The organism is Streptomyces sp. NPDC039736, assembly GCF_055596485.1.
In genome coordinates, this window is sequence record NZ_JBVIUQ010000008.1 from 439164 (window position 1) to 453250 (window position 14087).

Sequence of the window (14087 nt, forward strand, 5' to 3'; positions counted from 1 at the left end):
GGGATGAACGATGCAAGCACCCCCAGGAGCGCACGCGCCGACCGGCCCGCCCGCACCGCACGGGACGCAGGCCTCCCCAGGAGCCAGGAGCGCGAGGCCGCCGCCCGCGGACGTCCGGCCCCCGGCGCACGCCGGCCGGACGCGCACTTCTTCGACGCCGACGCGGGGCCCGTCGTACGCCCGTACGCCATGACCCGCGGCCGCACCACCAGCGCGACCCGGCACCGGCTCGACCTGATCGCGGTCGTCATCCCGGAACCCGCGGCCGAGGACCCGGGCGGCGACCACACGCTCGCCCCCGAGCACGTCGAGATCGTGCGGCTGTGCGAGGACAGTCCGCAGTCCATCGCGGAACTGGCCGCCACGCTCGACCTGCCGGTGGGTGTCGTACGCGTCCTGGTGGGCGACCTGGTCGAGGAGCGACTCGTCCACGTCACCAGGCCGGTGGAACCCGCGGAACTGCCGGACGAGAGCCTGCTGCGCGAAGTCATCGACGGGCTGCGCGCGCTCTGAGCACTCGGCGCAGGACACTCCGGACCACCGCAAGCAGGCCACTCCGCACCACAGCAAGATCGGGAGAAAACCCAGACATGGTTTTCGGGCGTTCCAGCCGCAAGCAGCGGCCCGTGGAGCCGGTGACGCTCAAGATTCTCGTCGCCGGCGGCTTCGGGGTGGGCAAGACCACCCTGGTCGGCGCGGTCAGCGAGATCCGCCCCCTGCGCACCGAGGAGACCCTCAGCGAGGCCGGCCGGCCCGTCGACGACACCTATGGCGTGGAGTCCAAGACGACCACCACCGTCGCCATGGACTTCGGCCGCATCACCCTGCGCGAGGACCTCGTGCTGTACCTCTTCGGCACGCCGGGGCAGGACCGCTTCTGGTTCCTGTGGGACGAGCTGGCGCAGGGCGCCCTCGGCGCGGTGGTCCTCGCCGACACCCGCCGCCTCGCGGACTGCTTCGCCGCGGTGGACTACTTCGAGCGCCGCGGGATTCCGTTCACGGTCGCGGTCAACTGCTTCGAGGGCGCGCCCCGGCATCCCGCCGAGTCCGTCGCCGCCGCCCTCGATCTCGACCCCGACGTGCCCGTGATGCTGTGCGACGCCCGTGACCGGGAGTCGGTCAAGGACGTGCTGATCGGCGTCGTGGAGCACGCCCTGGAGGTCTCCGCGAGCCGCCGCCGCGCCACCGCCACCTCGTGACACCGCAGGTCACAGGGGCGTGTGAACTCCGTTCCCGACGGGAACGCGAAGCGGTCCGCACCCCCGCCGACTGGGGTGCGGACCGCGGCCGTCGGCCCCGCCCGCGCGATGCGGTCGAGCGACGGCGTCCACGGTACGACGCGCCGCCCGGTCGATCGTAGTGCCGGTTACTCCTGTCCGTCCTGCTGCCAGCCGAAGCTGCGTTCCACCGCCTTGCGCCAATTCCGGTACTCGCTCTCGCGCTCCGGCGCCGTCATGCGCGGCGTCCACTCCGCGTCGCGTCGCCAGTGCGCCTTCAGCTCGTCCAGGTCCGACCACACCCCGGTCGCCAGTCCGGCCGCGTAGGCGGCGCCCAGGCACGTCGTCTCGGACACCTTCGGCCGGACCACCGGCACGTCCAGCACGTCCGCCTGATGCTGCATCAGGAGGTTGTTGCCGGTCATCCCGCCGTCGGCCTTCAGCGTCGTGATCCGCACCCCCGAGTCCTGGTACATGGCGTCCACGACCTCCCGGGTCTGCCAGCTCGTCGCCTCCAGGACCGCCCGCGCCAGATGGGCCCTGGTGACGTACCGGGTCAGCCCGGTGACCACTCCGCGCGCGTCGGCCCGCCAGTAGGGCGCGTACAGACCGGAGAACGCCGGCACGATGTACGCCCCGCCGTTGTCCGGCACGCTCGCGGCGAGCGGCTCGATCTCCTCCGCGCCGCGGATGATGCCGAGCTGGTCGCGGAACCACTGCACCAGGGCGCCCGTGACGGCGATCGAGCCCTCCAGGCAGTAGACGGGGGCCTCGCTCCCGAGCCGGTAGCCCAGGGTGGTGAGCAGCCCGTTCCTGGAGGGCACCGGTCGGCCGCCGGTGTTCAGGAGCAGGAAGCTGCCCGTTCCGTACGTGTTCTTGGCCGTCCCCGTGTCGTAACAGGCCTGCCCGAAGACCGCCGCCTGCTGGTCGCCCAGCGCCGAGGCGACCGGAACGCCCGCGAGCGGGCCCACGGCCGTGCCGTACACCTCGGCGGACGACCTGATCTCGGGCAGCACGGCTTCGGGGACCCGCATCGCGGAGAGGATCTCCGGGTCCCACTGGAGGGTCTCCAGGTTCATCAGCATCGTGCGGCTCGCGTTGGTGACGTCGGTGACGTGAACGCCGCCCCGGGTGCCGCCGGTGAGGTTCCAGATCAGCCAGGAGTCGATCGTGCCGAAGGCTATTTCACCGCGCTCGGCCCGGTGGCGCAGTCCGGGTACGTGGTCGAGCAGCCAGGCGGCCTTGGGGCCGGAGAAGTAACTCGCCAGCGGCAGGCCCGTCCGGTCGCGGAACCGGTCCTGCCCGTCGGTGCCGCCGAGTTCGGTGCACAGGGCGGAGGTGCGGGTGTCCTGCCAGACGATCGCGTTGTGCACCGGCTTGCCGGTCGCCCGGTCCCAGAGCACCGTCGTCTCGCGCTGGTTGGTGATGCCGAGCGCGCTGAGCCGGTCGGCGCGCAGCCCCGCCCCGGCGAGCGCCCCCGCGACCACCGCCTGCACCTTCGACCAGATCTCGGCGGCGTCGTGCTCCACCCAGCCCGGCTTGGGGAAGATCTGACGGTGTTCGCGCTGGTCGACGGCGACGATCGCGCCGCCGTGGTCGAAGATGATGCAGCGGCTGGACGTGGTGCCCTGGTCGATCGCCGCGACGAACTTCTCGCTGCTGTCGGTCATGAGGTCCCCTCGCTGATTTCGGTTGTCCGGAGCCGGCCCGGAACACCAGGTGGCGGACGAGCCCGCCGGGTGCGCCGCCGGCCGGCGGGCCCGCGATCGGCACTCAGGGGTGACCCCGGTCCGACGTGCCCTTGTCCGGGTCCGGCGGGATCGCGCGCACGAGCCGCGGACCGAGATCGCGCCGGCCGGCACCCCGAACCCCCAGCCGAACGCGATGACGATCCAGCCCGAGGCCCGGGCCGCGGAGAACCTCCCAGTTGCTCTAACCGTCCATGAGCGGCGGCTCCCAGGCGTCGCCCGGGGCGGCCCCCGGTCCGTGAGGGTTTCAGGGCGCGTACCCGGCGGCCGAGTCCCCGGGCCACGGGCAGGAGTTCCCGTTCCCCCACCAGGGCACCGCGACGAGCCTGCTGCCGGGCCGGTCGGGGCCGCCGGCGGGGGAGGGCGCGGCGCGGCGGAACACCGCACGCGTCGGCGCCGGTGGTGCGGTGACACCGACTGACACCGGGAAGTGTTCACCGGCCGTGTGGGAGCGTCAAGGAGCCGAACAGCAAAGGGAGTTCACCGATTCAGCGGTTCTCGGCGAGCCACTTCCGCGCGGTCTCGGCGAGCTCCGCGTCGCGTCCCGTGAGCATCGTCCGGATCATCTGCACGTCGCCGCGCAGCGACCAGGCGGGGTGGCCGAAGGTCGCCGGGTTGTTCTTCTCGATCAGGAAGTGGGCGGGCCAGGCCGCCCCGTACCCGATCAGCGGAAGCGCGAGCGCGTACCGCCCGCGCCCGCGCGCCAGACCGTACGCGCTGACGGCAAGCCCGGTGAGGGTGCCGGTCAGATGCACCCAGCGGGTGGCGGCGCGGGAGTGCATGGCCACGTAGTAGGGCCAGAACTCCTCGTACGAGTCGAAGACGCGCTCTGTGGTCTGCTGCATGACGGCACCGTATGCCGATCCGGGATCGCGGGGAACCGGTGGCGGATACCGAGAACCGGAGACCGCGATTCGGCGTCCGGTAGGAGAGAGAGCGGGTTGCCGGGGCCGACGGGGGTGGTCCTGGCAGCCCGTTCTCGTGCTGTCGGCTCTCGTGCTGTCAGCGCTCGGCCAGGGACCGCTTCGAGACCGGGAAGTCGAAGTACGTGCCGGGGAAGAGCTCCGGCTTGTGCGTGAAGTGCCACCACTCCTCGGGCAGGTTGGTGAAGCCCTGCGCGGCGAGAGTCCTCTTCAGCAGTTGCCGGTTGGCCTTCTGCACGGCGGAGACGCGCGGGTCGTCCGTGTGCGACAGGGTGTCGAAGCAGTCGTAACCGGTGCCCATGTCGACGGAGTTGTCCGGGAAACGTTCCTTCTGGGGAGCGAAACAGGGCACGAGCCGCTCCCCGGGCGTGTACGGCCGAGTGGGCCGGGCCGGCAGCTCCACGATCGTCAGATCGACCGTGCTGCCCCGGCTGTGCCCGGACTTCTCGGCGATGTAACCGTCCGCGAAGAGCCTCGACTTGTCGACCCTCGGATAGAACTCCCGCTTCATCCTGGTGTCGTCCAGGTCCTTCGCCCACCGTACGAAGTGGTCCACGGCGCGCTGCGGGCGGTAGCAGTCGTACACCTTGAGGCTCAGCCCCTGGCGCAGCAGCCTCCGCTGTGCCGTACGCAGTGCTTCCGCGGCGGGCCGGGTGAGCAGGCAGACGGGCTGCCGGTAGCCGGTGACCGGCTCCCCCAGGAAGGTGTGGGCGGTGGCGTACCGCATGTCCTGGAGGATCGTCGGGTCGACGGACCGCAGCGACACGAAGGCCCTTGGCGCCGTGGGCTCCGGCCGGGCGGGGGAGGGGGCGGCGGCCACCGTGAGCAGCGCGAGTGCGCCCGCGCCGAGGCCGCACAGGACAGAACCGAGTCGTCGTCTCATGCGCCCCGTCTACCACCGGGGGTCTGCCGGGGGAACCCCATGACGTCCTACAGTCGCCCCGTGAATCACGCCCACTGCACCCACTGCGGCACCCGGTACACGGACACGTCCACCTGGCCGCGGACCTGTGCCGCCTGCGGCGAGACGGCCTACCGCAACCCGCTGCCGGTGGCGGTCGCCCTCCTTCCCGTACGTTCCGAGGCGGGCACCGGCCTCGTCGTCATCACCCGCACCATCGACCCGGGACGCGGCGGGGTGGCTCTCCCCGGCGGGTTCATCGACCACGGTGAGGACTGGCGCGCGGCGGTGGTCCGCGAACTCCGCGAGGAGACCGGCATCCCGGCCCGCGCCTCGGACGTCCGGCTGGCCGACGCCCTCAGCTCCACCACCGGCCACCTCCTCCTCTTCGGCCTCCTCCCCACCCGCGACCTCACGGAACTCCCGCCCCCCGCCCCGACCCCGGAAACCACCGGCTGGCACGTCCTCCCCGCGCCGGCCCCCCTGGCCTTCCCCCTCCACACCCAAGCCACCCGCGCCTTCTTCTCCGGCCACTACACCCCCCGCCCCTGACCCCCAACACCGCCCTTGCCGCCTCCTCGGGGCGACAGGGCCGCCCCGAGGAGGCGACCCCTCCCGCTCCCGGCCCACCGGGAGCCGCTGCCCCTGCCCAAGCCCCTGTACGGGCCGCGCCCCCGCCCACCCTGGTGCGGAAGTCGATCACATGGCATCGTCCCCCCGGAGTCCCCGCCCACCGCCGACCCGCATCCCACACCCCCAGCCCTCCACCCCACCAGCGCACACCCGCAGAACCCCCCGGGAGCCACCCATGACCTCAGCGACCCCCACCGCCTCCCCGTCCGAGCCCCCCTCCGAGGAACCCCTCTGGCAGCCGGGCCCCGACCGCATCGCCGAGGCGGCGGTCACCCGCTTCCAGGCCTGGGTCGCCGAGCACCACGGAGCCCCCGCCGACGGCGGCTACGACGCCCTCCACCGCTGGTCGGTCACCGAACTCGACACGTTCTGGAAAGCCGTCGCGGCCTGGTTCGACATCCGCTTCGCCACCCCGTACGAGACGGTCCTCGCCGACCGCACCATGCCCGGCGCCCAGTGGTTCCCCGGCGCCACCCTCAACTACGCCGAGCACGCCCTGCGCACCGCCGAGGACCCCGCCCGCGCCGACCGGCCCGCCCTGCTGCACGTCGACGAGACCCAGCACCCCCACCCCGTCACCTGGGCCGAACTCCGCCGCCAGGTCGGGTCCCTGGCAGCCGAACTCCGCGCCCTCGGCGTCCGCCCCGGCGACCGCGTCAGCGGCTACCTCCCCAACATCCCCCAAGCCGTCACCGCCCTCCTCGCCACCGCGGCCGTCGGCGCCGTCTGGACCTCCTGCGCCCCCGACTTCGGCGCCCGCAGCGTCCTGGACCGCTTCCAGCAGGTGGAGCCCGTCGTCCTGTTCGCCGTCGACGGCTACCGCTACGGCGGCAAGACCCACGACCGCGCCGAGACCGTCGCCGAACTCCGCCGCGAACTGCCCACCCTCCGCGCGGTCGTCCACATCCCCCTGCTCGGCACCCCCGCCCCCTCCGGCACCCTCGACTGGTCCTCCCTCACTGAGGGGGACGACGAACCGGTCTTCGAGCACGTTCCCTTCGACCACCCCCTGTGGGTCCTCTACTCGTCCGGCACCACCGGACTCCCCAAGGCGATCGTCCAGTCCCAGGGCGGCATCCTGCTCGAACACTTCAAGCAGCTCGGCCTGCACTGCGACCTCGGCCCCGAGGACCGCTTCTTCTGGTACACCTCCACCGGCTGGATGATGTGGAACTTCCTCGTCTCCGGCCTGCTCACGGGCACCACGGTCGTCCTGTACGACGGCAGCCCCGGCTTCCCGGACACCGGCGCCCAATGGGCGATCGCGGAGAAGACGGCCGCCACCCTCTTCGGCACCTCCGCCGCCTATGTGATGGCCTGCCGCAAGGCCGGCGTCCGTCCCGCCGCGGACCACGACCTCTCCCGCGTCACGTGCGTCGCCACGACCGGCTCCCCGCTCCCGCCCGACGGCTTCCGCTGGCTCCACGACGAGTTCGCGTCCGCCGGCCACGACCTCTGGATCGCCTCCGTCAGCGGCGGCACCGACGTCTGCAGTTGCTTCGCCGGGGCGGTCCCCACCCTCCCCGTCCGCATCGGCGAACTCCAGGCCGCCTGCCTGGGCACCGACCTCCAGGCCTGGGACCCCCAGGGCAAGCCCCTCACCGGCGAGGTCGGCGAACTCGTCGTCACCAACCCCATGCCGTCCATGCCGATCCACTTCTGGAACGACCCCGACGGCACCCGCTACCACGACAGCTACTTCGACACCTACCCCGGCGTCTGGCGCCACGGCGACTGGATCACCATCACCGACCACCACTCGGTGATCATCCACGGCCGCTCCGACTCCACCCTCAACCGAGGGGGCGTCCGCATGGGTTCCGCCGACATCTACGAAGCCGTCGAACGCCTCCCGGAGATCCGCGAGTCCCTCGTCATCGGACTGGAAGAGCCCGACGGCGGCTACTGGATGCCTCTCTTCGTCCACCTCGCCGAAGGCGCCACCCTGGACGACGACCTCCTCACCCGCATCAAGACCACCATCCGCACCTCCCTCTCCCCCCGCCACGTCCCCGACGAGGTCATCGAGGTGCCCGCCATCCCGCACACCCTCACCGGCAAGCGCATCGAGGTCCCCGTCAAACGGCTCCTCGGCGGCACCCCCCTCGCCCAGGCCGTCAACCCCGGCTCGGTCGACAACATCGGCCTCCTCCCCTTCTACGAGGACCTCGCCCGCACCCGCCACCGCTGACCGAGCCCACCGGCACCCCCGCCACTGCTCCGAACCAGCCCCCCCTGGACCTCTGACACGACCCGATCCGGAACCTCCGGCCCCCGATACGGCCCGGCCCGGAGCCCTCGGCCCCGACACGATCCGGCCCGGAACCCCTCGGCTCACCCCCCGTACGTGGCCTCGGACTCGCCCAGCACCTCCGCGAAGTCCGAGGCCAGCCGTACGGTGTCCGCCACGTCCAGCCCCGCCGTCGTGACCCGCACCCCCGGCCCCGCCGCGATCCGGAACCGGGCGCCCGCCGCCACCCACCACCCGTGCGACCGCAGTCCGTTCACCACCGCCGACTCGTCCCGCACCGGCACCCACACACCCAGCCCGCTGTGCCCCTGAGCAGCGATGCCCCGCCGCCCCAACTGCCCCACCAGCTCCTCGCGCCTCTTCGTGTACGTCTCCTCGGCCCGCCGCACCAGTGCCCGCGTCCCGGCATCCCCCATCAGCCTCAGCACGGTCTCCTGCAACACGTGACTCACCCATCCCGAGGTGAGCAGCATCCGGCCGTCGTGCCGCGCCAGCGTCTTCGCGTCGCAGGCCAGCGCGGCCCACCGCAGGTCGATCCCCAAATGCTTGGACACCGTACGGACATGGGCCCACCGGGGAAGCCCCCCGGACGCCAGCGAGTGCAACGGCACCCCGGAGACGTCCGCGTTGTGGTCGTCCTCCACCACCAGCACGTCCGGGAAGTCCCGCAGCACCGCCAGCAGTTCCCCCCGCCGCTCGGCCGAGAAGCACCCGCTCCCCGGGCTCTGCGCCCGAGGACTGCACACCACCGCCCGCGCCCCGGCCCGCAACGCCGCCCGCAACGGCTCCGCCCGCATCCCCCCGGCGTCCACCGCCACGGGCACCATGCGCAGCCCCAGCGCGGGCACCAGGTCCAGCAGGTGATGGAACCCCGGGTCCTCCACCGCCACCGCGTCCCCCGGCCGCAACTCCGTCGACAGCAGCCGCGATACACAGTCCAGTGCCCCGTGCGCGAACGTCACGTGCTCGTCCGGCACCCCGTCCCGCGCACACCACTCCCGCGCCACCGCCTCCAGCTCCGCCAGCCGGGGCGACGCCCGGTGCGACCCGCCGACCGGCTCCACCCGGGCAGGCGGCCGCAGCACCGGCAGGAACGCCGGATCCGGATGGCCGCCCGCCAGGTCCCGCACCCCCGCGGGCACCCGGGGCGGACGTCGCGACCCCACCGCCGGCGCCTGCGCCACCACGGTCCCGCCGCGCCCCCGCGTCACGACGATGCCGCGCCCGCGCAGCTCCTTGTACGCCGTCGCCACCGTCCCGGGGCTGACCCCCAGCTCCTCGGCGAGCCGCCGCACCGGAGGCAGCGCGTCCCCCGGCGCCAACCCGCCCTCCGCCACGCCCCGTTCCACGGACGCGGAAATCCCCTTGGCGGACGTACCACTGATCGAATATTGTGCTGCCACGTAACACACTATGTACCAATACAAAATTGAACGCAAGGGGGAACGGTGCCACAGAAGAGCCGCACCGCTTGGCAGGACCGCATCCCGGGAGGCCGCGACGGACGCCGTCTGCTCGCCGTCTCCCTCGTCGACAAGACGGGATCCGGCCTCTGGGCGGGCACCGCCGCCCTCTACTTCACCTACGTCGCGGGCCTCTCGGTCGCCCAGGTCGGCCTCCTGCTCGCGATATCCGCCGGCGTCGGCATCGCGGGCGCACCCTTGGCGGGCCGCCTGGCGGACCGTTTCCTCGTCACCCACGTCCTCGTCGTCACCCAACTCCTGCGCGGCGCCGGCTCCGCCGCCCTCCTCCTCACCGACGACTTCGCTCTCCTCGTGACGTTCGCCGCCGCCACCAGCCTCGGCGACCGCGCCACCAGCGTCCTCACCAAGCTCTTCGCCGCCCGCGTCTCCGGCCCCCACCGCGTCCGCTTCCAGGCCGTCAACCGCACAGTCGTCAACATCGGCTTCGCCGTCGGAGGCCTCGCCGCCGCGGGCGCCCTGGCCATCGGCAGCACCACCGCCTACCAGGCCCTGGTGGTCGGCAACGCGCTCTCCAGCCTGCTCGCCGCCGCGATCGTCACCCGCTGCACCGAACCGGCCCGCCCCTCCGCCGCCGTCACCGGCCCGGACCCCGGCACATCAGCGGCCGGCCCCCGCTCCACCCCCTGGCGCGACCGCACCTACCTCCTCTACACCGCCACCGAAGCCGTCCTCTTCCTCGACGACGTGATCTTCTCCGTCGGCCTCCCGCTCTGGATCGTCCACGCCACCGACGCCCCGCACGGCCTCGCCCCGCTGCTCCTGGTCCTCAACAACGTGCTGGTCGTCGCCTTCCAGGTGCCCATGGCCAGGCTCGCCCCGACCACGCGGGCCGCCCGCCGGCTCCTCCTCCCGCTCGCCGGAGCCTTCGTCGTCGGCACCGTGGCCCTCGCCGCCTCCGCCTCCGCCGGAACCTGGACCGCGGTGGCCGCCCTGATCGTCGCCGCCACCGCCCTCACCTGCGCCGAGATGCTGCACGCCACCCTGTCCTGGGAACTCTCCGTGGTCCTGGCGGCCGACGACGCCCAGGGCGCCTACCTCGGCGTCCACGGACTGGCCGTATCCGTCCAGCGCAGCGCCGGCCCCCTCGTCGTCTCCGCCGTCATCGCCGCAGGTCCGCTCGGGTGGCTCGGCCTGGGAGCCGTCCTCACCGCCACCGCGCTCGCCCAGCACCGGCTGACCCGCGACCACCTTCCCCGGCCGACGCTGTCAGTGCCCCCGGTTACTGTGAGTGAGCAGTGATCGACCGCACTGAGGGGGAGCAATGGAGCACGCCAAGAACCAGACCCGCACGAACAGCACGACCCGGCACACCCGGTCCACCCGCCGCGCACTGCGCCGCGAAGTCCCCAGCACGGTGGGCCTGTTGGCCGACCGCGAGGACTTCGACGCCATGCGGGCCTACCGCACCTTCACCTTCGACAGCCACGGGACCTACCTCCAGCAGGTCGACGACCTCCTCAAGACCCTGTCCGCCGAGGGCCTCCACACCAGCGTCGCCCTCTTCGACCCCGAGGAATTCGCCGAGTTCTGCACGTCGACGGGCCTCGACCCCGACCGCCCGGAGTCCCGCGCCCGCTTCACCGCGCAGGTCGCAGCCCGCGGCGCCTGCGTCCCGTACACGGGCGAACCGGTCGACCGCATCATCCCGGTGCTGGTGGACACAGCGGTCCGCCGGGCCACCTGGGACTGCGCGACCCTCCTCCTGACCGGCCTGGGCGACTGCGCGAGCTGCGGCGAGGACATCGGCAAGGAGGCCTTCGAGCGTTCGTCCCACCTCCTGGTCGCCCTGCTCAAGGGCGCCGGCCACGGCACCCACCACCTCGTGTGCAGCGTCCCCGCCGAGGGCGAGCAACTGCTCTCCGTCCTGCACGCGGAGGCCGGGACGGACGGCATCCCCGAACTCAGCGAGGACGAGGGAGCCGAGTTCGTGACCGTCCTCGCCGCGGGCATCGCGCTCGAAAGCCCCGGGGGAGTGGTCCTGCGCACCACCCGCGACGGCCGGCCGGACAGGGTCTACGGCTGGAGACTGGACCGCGGCGGCCTGCGCGCCCTCACCGAGGCCGAAGTCTTCAACGCCTACTGCACGGACGCCGAGACGGGCGAACCGGTCTCCCCGGAATCCGGCGTCGACTACTGCGCGGGCTACCCCCTGGAGGAGGACCCAGGCCACCACCACTGACGAAAAAACCCGTGGGGCCACCGGCTCCCACCGGCGGCCCCACGGGCCTCACCTCATCGCTGCGACTGTCGGGTCACTCCCCGGACAGCACCGCCTGCGCGGCCACCCGGGCCTCCTCGGCGGTGTCCACGGCACGCGCCGCGGCAGCCGCCCGCTCACACTGCGCCAGCGTGTACTTCGCCAGCGTCGCGCGCACGTACGGAATGGCCTTCGCGCCCATGGACAGGGAGGTGACACCCAGGCCGGTCAGCACACAGGCCAGCAGCGGGTCGGCCGCGGCCTCACCGCACACACCGCAGCTCTTGCCCTCGGCCTTGGCGGCATCGGCCGAAGCCGCCACCAGGTCCAGCAGCGCCGGCTGCCACGGGTCCTGCAGCCGCGACACGGCACCGACCTGACGGTCCGCCGCGAAGGTGTACTGCGCGAGGTCATTCGTCCCCAACGACAGGAACTCGACCTCCTGCAGGATCGAACGCGCCCGCAGCGCGGCGGACGGGATCTCCACCATCGCGCCGAACTTCGCCTGCAGCCCGGCCTCCCGGCACGCGTCCGCGAACGCCTTGGCGTCCGTACGGTCCGCGACCATCGGCGCCATGACCTCCAGGTACACGGGCAGGCCCTCGGCAGCCTTGGCCAGAGCCGTCAGCTGAGTCCGCAGCACCTCGGGGTGGTCCAGCAGCGACCGCAGCCCACGCACACCGAGCGCCGGGTTCGGCTCCTCGGCCGGCGTCAGGAACTCCAGCGGCTTGTCCGCACCGGCATCGAGCACACGCACCACGACACGGCCCTCGGGGAAGGCCTCCAGCACCTTGCGGTACGCCTCGACCTGCGACTCCTCCGACGGCGCCCGCTTGCTGTCGTCCAGGAACAGGAACTCGGTACGGAACAGGCCGACGCCCTCGGCGCCCGCCTCCACGGCCGCCTCGACGTCCGCCGGCCCGCCGATGTTGGCGAGCAGCGGCACCTTGTGCCCGTCGGACGTCGCACCGGGCCCGGTCGACGCGGCCAGCGCGGCCCTCCGCTCAGCGGCCGCGGCCTCCAGCTCGGCGCGCTTCTCGGCGCTCGGCTCGACGAAAACGTCGCCCGTGCTGCCGTCGACGGCGACGACCGTGCCCTCGACGAGCTCACCGGCACCGGGCAGCGCGACCACCGCAGGCACACCCAGCGCCCGCGCGAGGATCGCGCTGTGGCTGGTCGGCCCGCCCTCTTCGGTCACGAACCCGAGCACCAGCGCCGGGTCGAGCAGCGCCGTGTCGGCGGGCGCGAGGTCCCGCGCGATGAGCACGTACGGCTCGTCGCTGTCCGGCACACCCGGCATCGGGACGCCCAGCAGACGGGCGACGATACGATTCCGCACGTCGTCCAGGTCGGCCACCCGGCCGGCCAGGTACTCGCCCGCACCGGCGAGCAGCGCCCGGTAGGCGGCGAACGCGTCGTACACACCGCGCTCGGCGGTGCTGCCGACGGCGATCCGACGGTCCACGTCGGCCATCAGCTCGGGGTCCTGAGCCATCAGGGCCTGTGCCTCCAGCACGGCCTGCGCCTCGCCGCCCGCCAGATTGCCACGCGCCATCAGGTCGGCCGCCACAGCTTCCACGGCCTGCCGAGCACGCCCCTGCTCGCGCTCGGCGTCCTCCGCCGGAATCTGCTTGGCCGGCGGCTCCAGGACCGCCGTACCCATGTGCCGAACTTCGCCGATCGCCACACCGTGGCTCACGCCGACGCCTCGCAGCGTTGTCTCCATTTCACCGTCTCCGCTAGTTGCGACGGAACCTGCCGCCGCGGTGGATGTACTGCCCGCCGTCGTCACGGACGGCGCCAGACGTTCTACTTCCAGGTGAAGAGGGCGTCGCCGGACTTCACGTCGCCGCTCTCCTGAACGTCCGCGAGGGCGTCCGCGGTGGCTTCGAGCGCCACGACGGGGCAGACGGGCGACTTGCCGGCGGCCTCGACGGCGGCCGGGTTCCACCGCACGACCTCCTGGCCGCGGCTCACGGTGTCGCCCTTGTTCACGAGGAGCTCGAAGCCCTCGCCGTTGAGCTGCACCGTGTCGATGCCGAGGTGGGTCAGCACACCGTGGCCCTCGGAGTCGACGACGACGAAGGCGTGCGGGTGCAGGGAGACGACGACACCGTCCACGGGGGACACGGCCGCGGCGGGCTCGCGCACGGGGTCGATGGCAGTGCCGGGGCCGACCATCGCTCCCGAGAACACGGGGTCGGGGACTGCGGCGAGTCCGATGGCTCGGCCTTCAAGAGGGGACGTCACGCTGGTCATGGGGGCCTCCCAGGGGCGGAGTTGTGCGGCGCCGTCACTACCTGTCCTGGACGGCATACCTGCTTCAGCAGGGTAAGTCATAAGAAGTCCCGGTTCCGCACGAGAGGTGCCACTTGGCAGACTTAGAGGTGCAACGGAAACGATTTGCCTCAAGAACCGGCGCCATGTACTGTCGTACTCCTGCCTGACCCCAACACGTACTCACACTTCCTGTGAACCGTGTGTCGGCAGCGCCTCTAGAACGCAGATCTTATCCCGGATCCTTCTTTCCGCATGCCGCGGAACGGATGGTCAGGACGACGGAAAAGCGCTGATAGAGTCGGAGCCGCCGGAAAGGGAAAACGCGAAAGCGAAGGACCTGGAAAGCATCGAGCGGAAACCGAGGAAATCGGCACTGGAAACAGTCTGGTAGAGTCGGAGACGCAAGAACAACAGAAACACCGAACGAAAACGTCCGGAGGAAAGCCCGCAGGG

13 protein-coding genes are annotated in these 14087 nt (G+C 72.2%); 6 read left to right on the plus strand and 7 right to left on the minus strand.

Annotated features, from left to right (window positions below; translation table 11 throughout):
• Window positions 1-3: 3 nt before the first annotated feature.
• Both ACZ56L_RS26250 and ACZ56L_RS26255 read left to right on the plus strand, forming a co-directional pair.
• Window positions 4-513: a DUF742 domain-containing protein gene (locus ACZ56L_RS26250; RefSeq protein ID WP_345225110.1), complete on the plus strand. Its 510-nt coding sequence runs from the start codon at window positions 4-6 to the stop codon at window positions 511-513.
• Window positions 514-590: 77 nt separating this feature from the next.
• The gene (locus ACZ56L_RS26255; RefSeq protein WP_471066660.1) at window positions 591-1199 is read left to right on the plus strand and encodes a GTP-binding protein; all 609 of its coding nucleotides are present in this window, start codon (window positions 591-593) and stop codon (window positions 1197-1199) included.
• 167 nt (window positions 1200-1366) lie between these two features.
• Here ACZ56L_RS26255 and glpK read toward each other — a convergent pair whose 3' ends face one another.
• The 3 genes from glpK to ACZ56L_RS26270 form a co-directional block, all read right to left on the minus strand.
• Complete coding sequence (glpK, locus tag ACZ56L_RS26260) at window positions 1367-2887, minus strand: glycerol kinase GlpK (RefSeq protein WP_471066662.1); 1521 nt, start codon at window positions 2885-2887, stop codon at window positions 1367-1369.
• A 566-nt stretch (window positions 2888-3453) separates the two neighbouring features.
• On the minus strand, window positions 3454-3810 hold the full coding sequence (locus tag ACZ56L_RS26265; protein WP_471066664.1) for an Mpo1-like protein: 357 nt from the start codon (window positions 3808-3810) through the stop codon (window positions 3454-3456).
• Between the two features lie 157 nt (window positions 3811-3967).
• Window positions 3968-4771, minus strand: a complete 804-nt coding sequence (locus ACZ56L_RS26270; protein ID WP_471066666.1) for a M15 family metallopeptidase — start codon at window positions 4769-4771, stop codon at window positions 3968-3970.
• A gap of 39 nt (window positions 4772-4810) precedes the next feature.
• Between ACZ56L_RS26270 and ACZ56L_RS26275 the strand changes: the two genes are divergently transcribed.
• Together ACZ56L_RS26275 and ACZ56L_RS26280 are read left to right on the plus strand one after the other, a co-directional pair.
• Window positions 4811-5341 carry an NUDIX domain-containing protein gene (locus ACZ56L_RS26275; protein WP_471066668.1) on the plus strand — a complete coding sequence of 177 codons (531 nt, stop codon included), beginning with the start codon at window positions 4811-4813 and terminating at the stop codon, window positions 5339-5341.
• Window positions 5342-5597: 256 nt separating this feature from the next.
• On the plus strand, window positions 5598-7613 hold the full coding sequence (locus ACZ56L_RS26280) for an acetoacetate--CoA ligase (RefSeq protein ID WP_471066670.1): 2016 nt from the start codon (window positions 5598-5600) through the stop codon (window positions 7611-7613).
• 143 nt (window positions 7614-7756) lie between these two features.
• Here ACZ56L_RS26280 and ACZ56L_RS26285 read toward each other — a convergent pair whose 3' ends face one another.
• Window positions 7757-9076, minus strand: a complete 1320-nt coding sequence (locus ACZ56L_RS26285; protein WP_471066672.1) for an aminotransferase class I/II-fold pyridoxal phosphate-dependent enzyme — start codon at window positions 9074-9076, stop codon at window positions 7757-7759.
• Between the two features lie 45 nt (window positions 9077-9121).
• Between ACZ56L_RS26285 and ACZ56L_RS26290 the strand changes: the two genes are divergently transcribed.
• Together ACZ56L_RS26290 and ACZ56L_RS26295 are read left to right on the plus strand one after the other, a co-directional pair.
• The gene (locus ACZ56L_RS26290; protein WP_471066674.1) at window positions 9122-10396 is read left to right on the plus strand and encodes an MFS transporter; all 1275 of its coding nucleotides are present in this window, start codon (window positions 9122-9124) and stop codon (window positions 10394-10396) included.
• Between the two features lie 22 nt (window positions 10397-10418).
• Complete coding sequence (locus ACZ56L_RS26295) at window positions 10419-11336, plus strand: hypothetical protein (RefSeq protein WP_471066676.1); 918 nt, start codon at window positions 10419-10421, stop codon at window positions 11334-11336.
• 73 nt (window positions 11337-11409) lie between these two features.
• On the opposite strand, the gene ptsP is transcribed toward ACZ56L_RS26295, so the two are convergent.
• The 3 genes from ptsP to ACZ56L_RS26310 form a co-directional block, all read right to left on the minus strand.
• The gene (ptsP, locus tag ACZ56L_RS26300) at window positions 11410-13080 is read right to left on the minus strand and encodes a phosphoenolpyruvate--protein phosphotransferase (protein ID WP_401766957.1); all 1671 of its coding nucleotides are present in this window, start codon (window positions 13078-13080) and stop codon (window positions 11410-11412) included.
• Between the two features lie 83 nt (window positions 13081-13163).
• On the minus strand, window positions 13164-13613 hold the full coding sequence (locus tag ACZ56L_RS26305; protein WP_345225127.1) for a PTS sugar transporter subunit IIA: 450 nt from the start codon (window positions 13611-13613) through the stop codon (window positions 13164-13166).
• Window positions 13614-13904: 291 nt separating this feature from the next.
• Window positions 13905-14087, minus strand: a 183-nt coding sequence (locus tag ACZ56L_RS26310) for a hypothetical protein (RefSeq protein WP_471066678.1), incomplete at its 5' end; no start/stop codon positions are given.

Excerpts from the sequence above, each read along its gene's own strand:
- ACZ56L_RS26275 (WP_471066668.1), top strand. The coding sequence starts at position 4,811 with ATGACGTCCTACAGTCGCCCCGTGAATCACGCCCACTGCACCCACTGC.
- ACZ56L_RS26250 (WP_345225110.1), top strand. The coding sequence starts at position 4 with ATGAACGATGCAAGCACCCCCAGGAGCGCACGCGCCGACCGGCCCGCC.
- ACZ56L_RS26255 (WP_471066660.1), top strand. The coding sequence starts at position 591 with ATGGTTTTCGGGCGTTCCAGCCGCAAGCAGCGGCCCGTGGAGCCGGTG.
- ACZ56L_RS26295 (WP_471066676.1), top strand. The coding sequence starts at position 10,419 with ATGGAGCACGCCAAGAACCAGACCCGCACGAACAGCACGACCCGGCAC.
- ACZ56L_RS26305 (WP_345225127.1), bottom strand. The coding sequence starts at position 13,613 with ATGACCAGCGTGACGTCCCCTCTTGAAGGCCGAGCCATCGGACTCGCC.
- ACZ56L_RS26280 (WP_471066670.1), top strand. The coding sequence starts at position 5,598 with ATGACCTCAGCGACCCCCACCGCCTCCCCGTCCGAGCCCCCCTCCGAG.
- ACZ56L_RS26265 (WP_471066664.1), bottom strand. The coding sequence starts at position 3,810 with ATGCAGCAGACCACAGAGCGCGTCTTCGACTCGTACGAGGAGTTCTGG.
- ACZ56L_RS26270 (WP_471066666.1), bottom strand. The coding sequence starts at position 4,771 with ATGAGACGACGACTCGGTTCTGTCCTGTGCGGCCTCGGCGCGGGCGCA.
- glpK (WP_471066662.1), bottom strand. The coding sequence starts at position 2,887 with ATGACCGACAGCAGCGAGAAGTTCGTCGCGGCGATCGACCAGGGCACC.
- ptsP (WP_401766957.1), bottom strand. The coding sequence starts at position 13,080 with ATGGAGACAACGCTGCGAGGCGTCGGCGTGAGCCACGGTGTGGCGATC.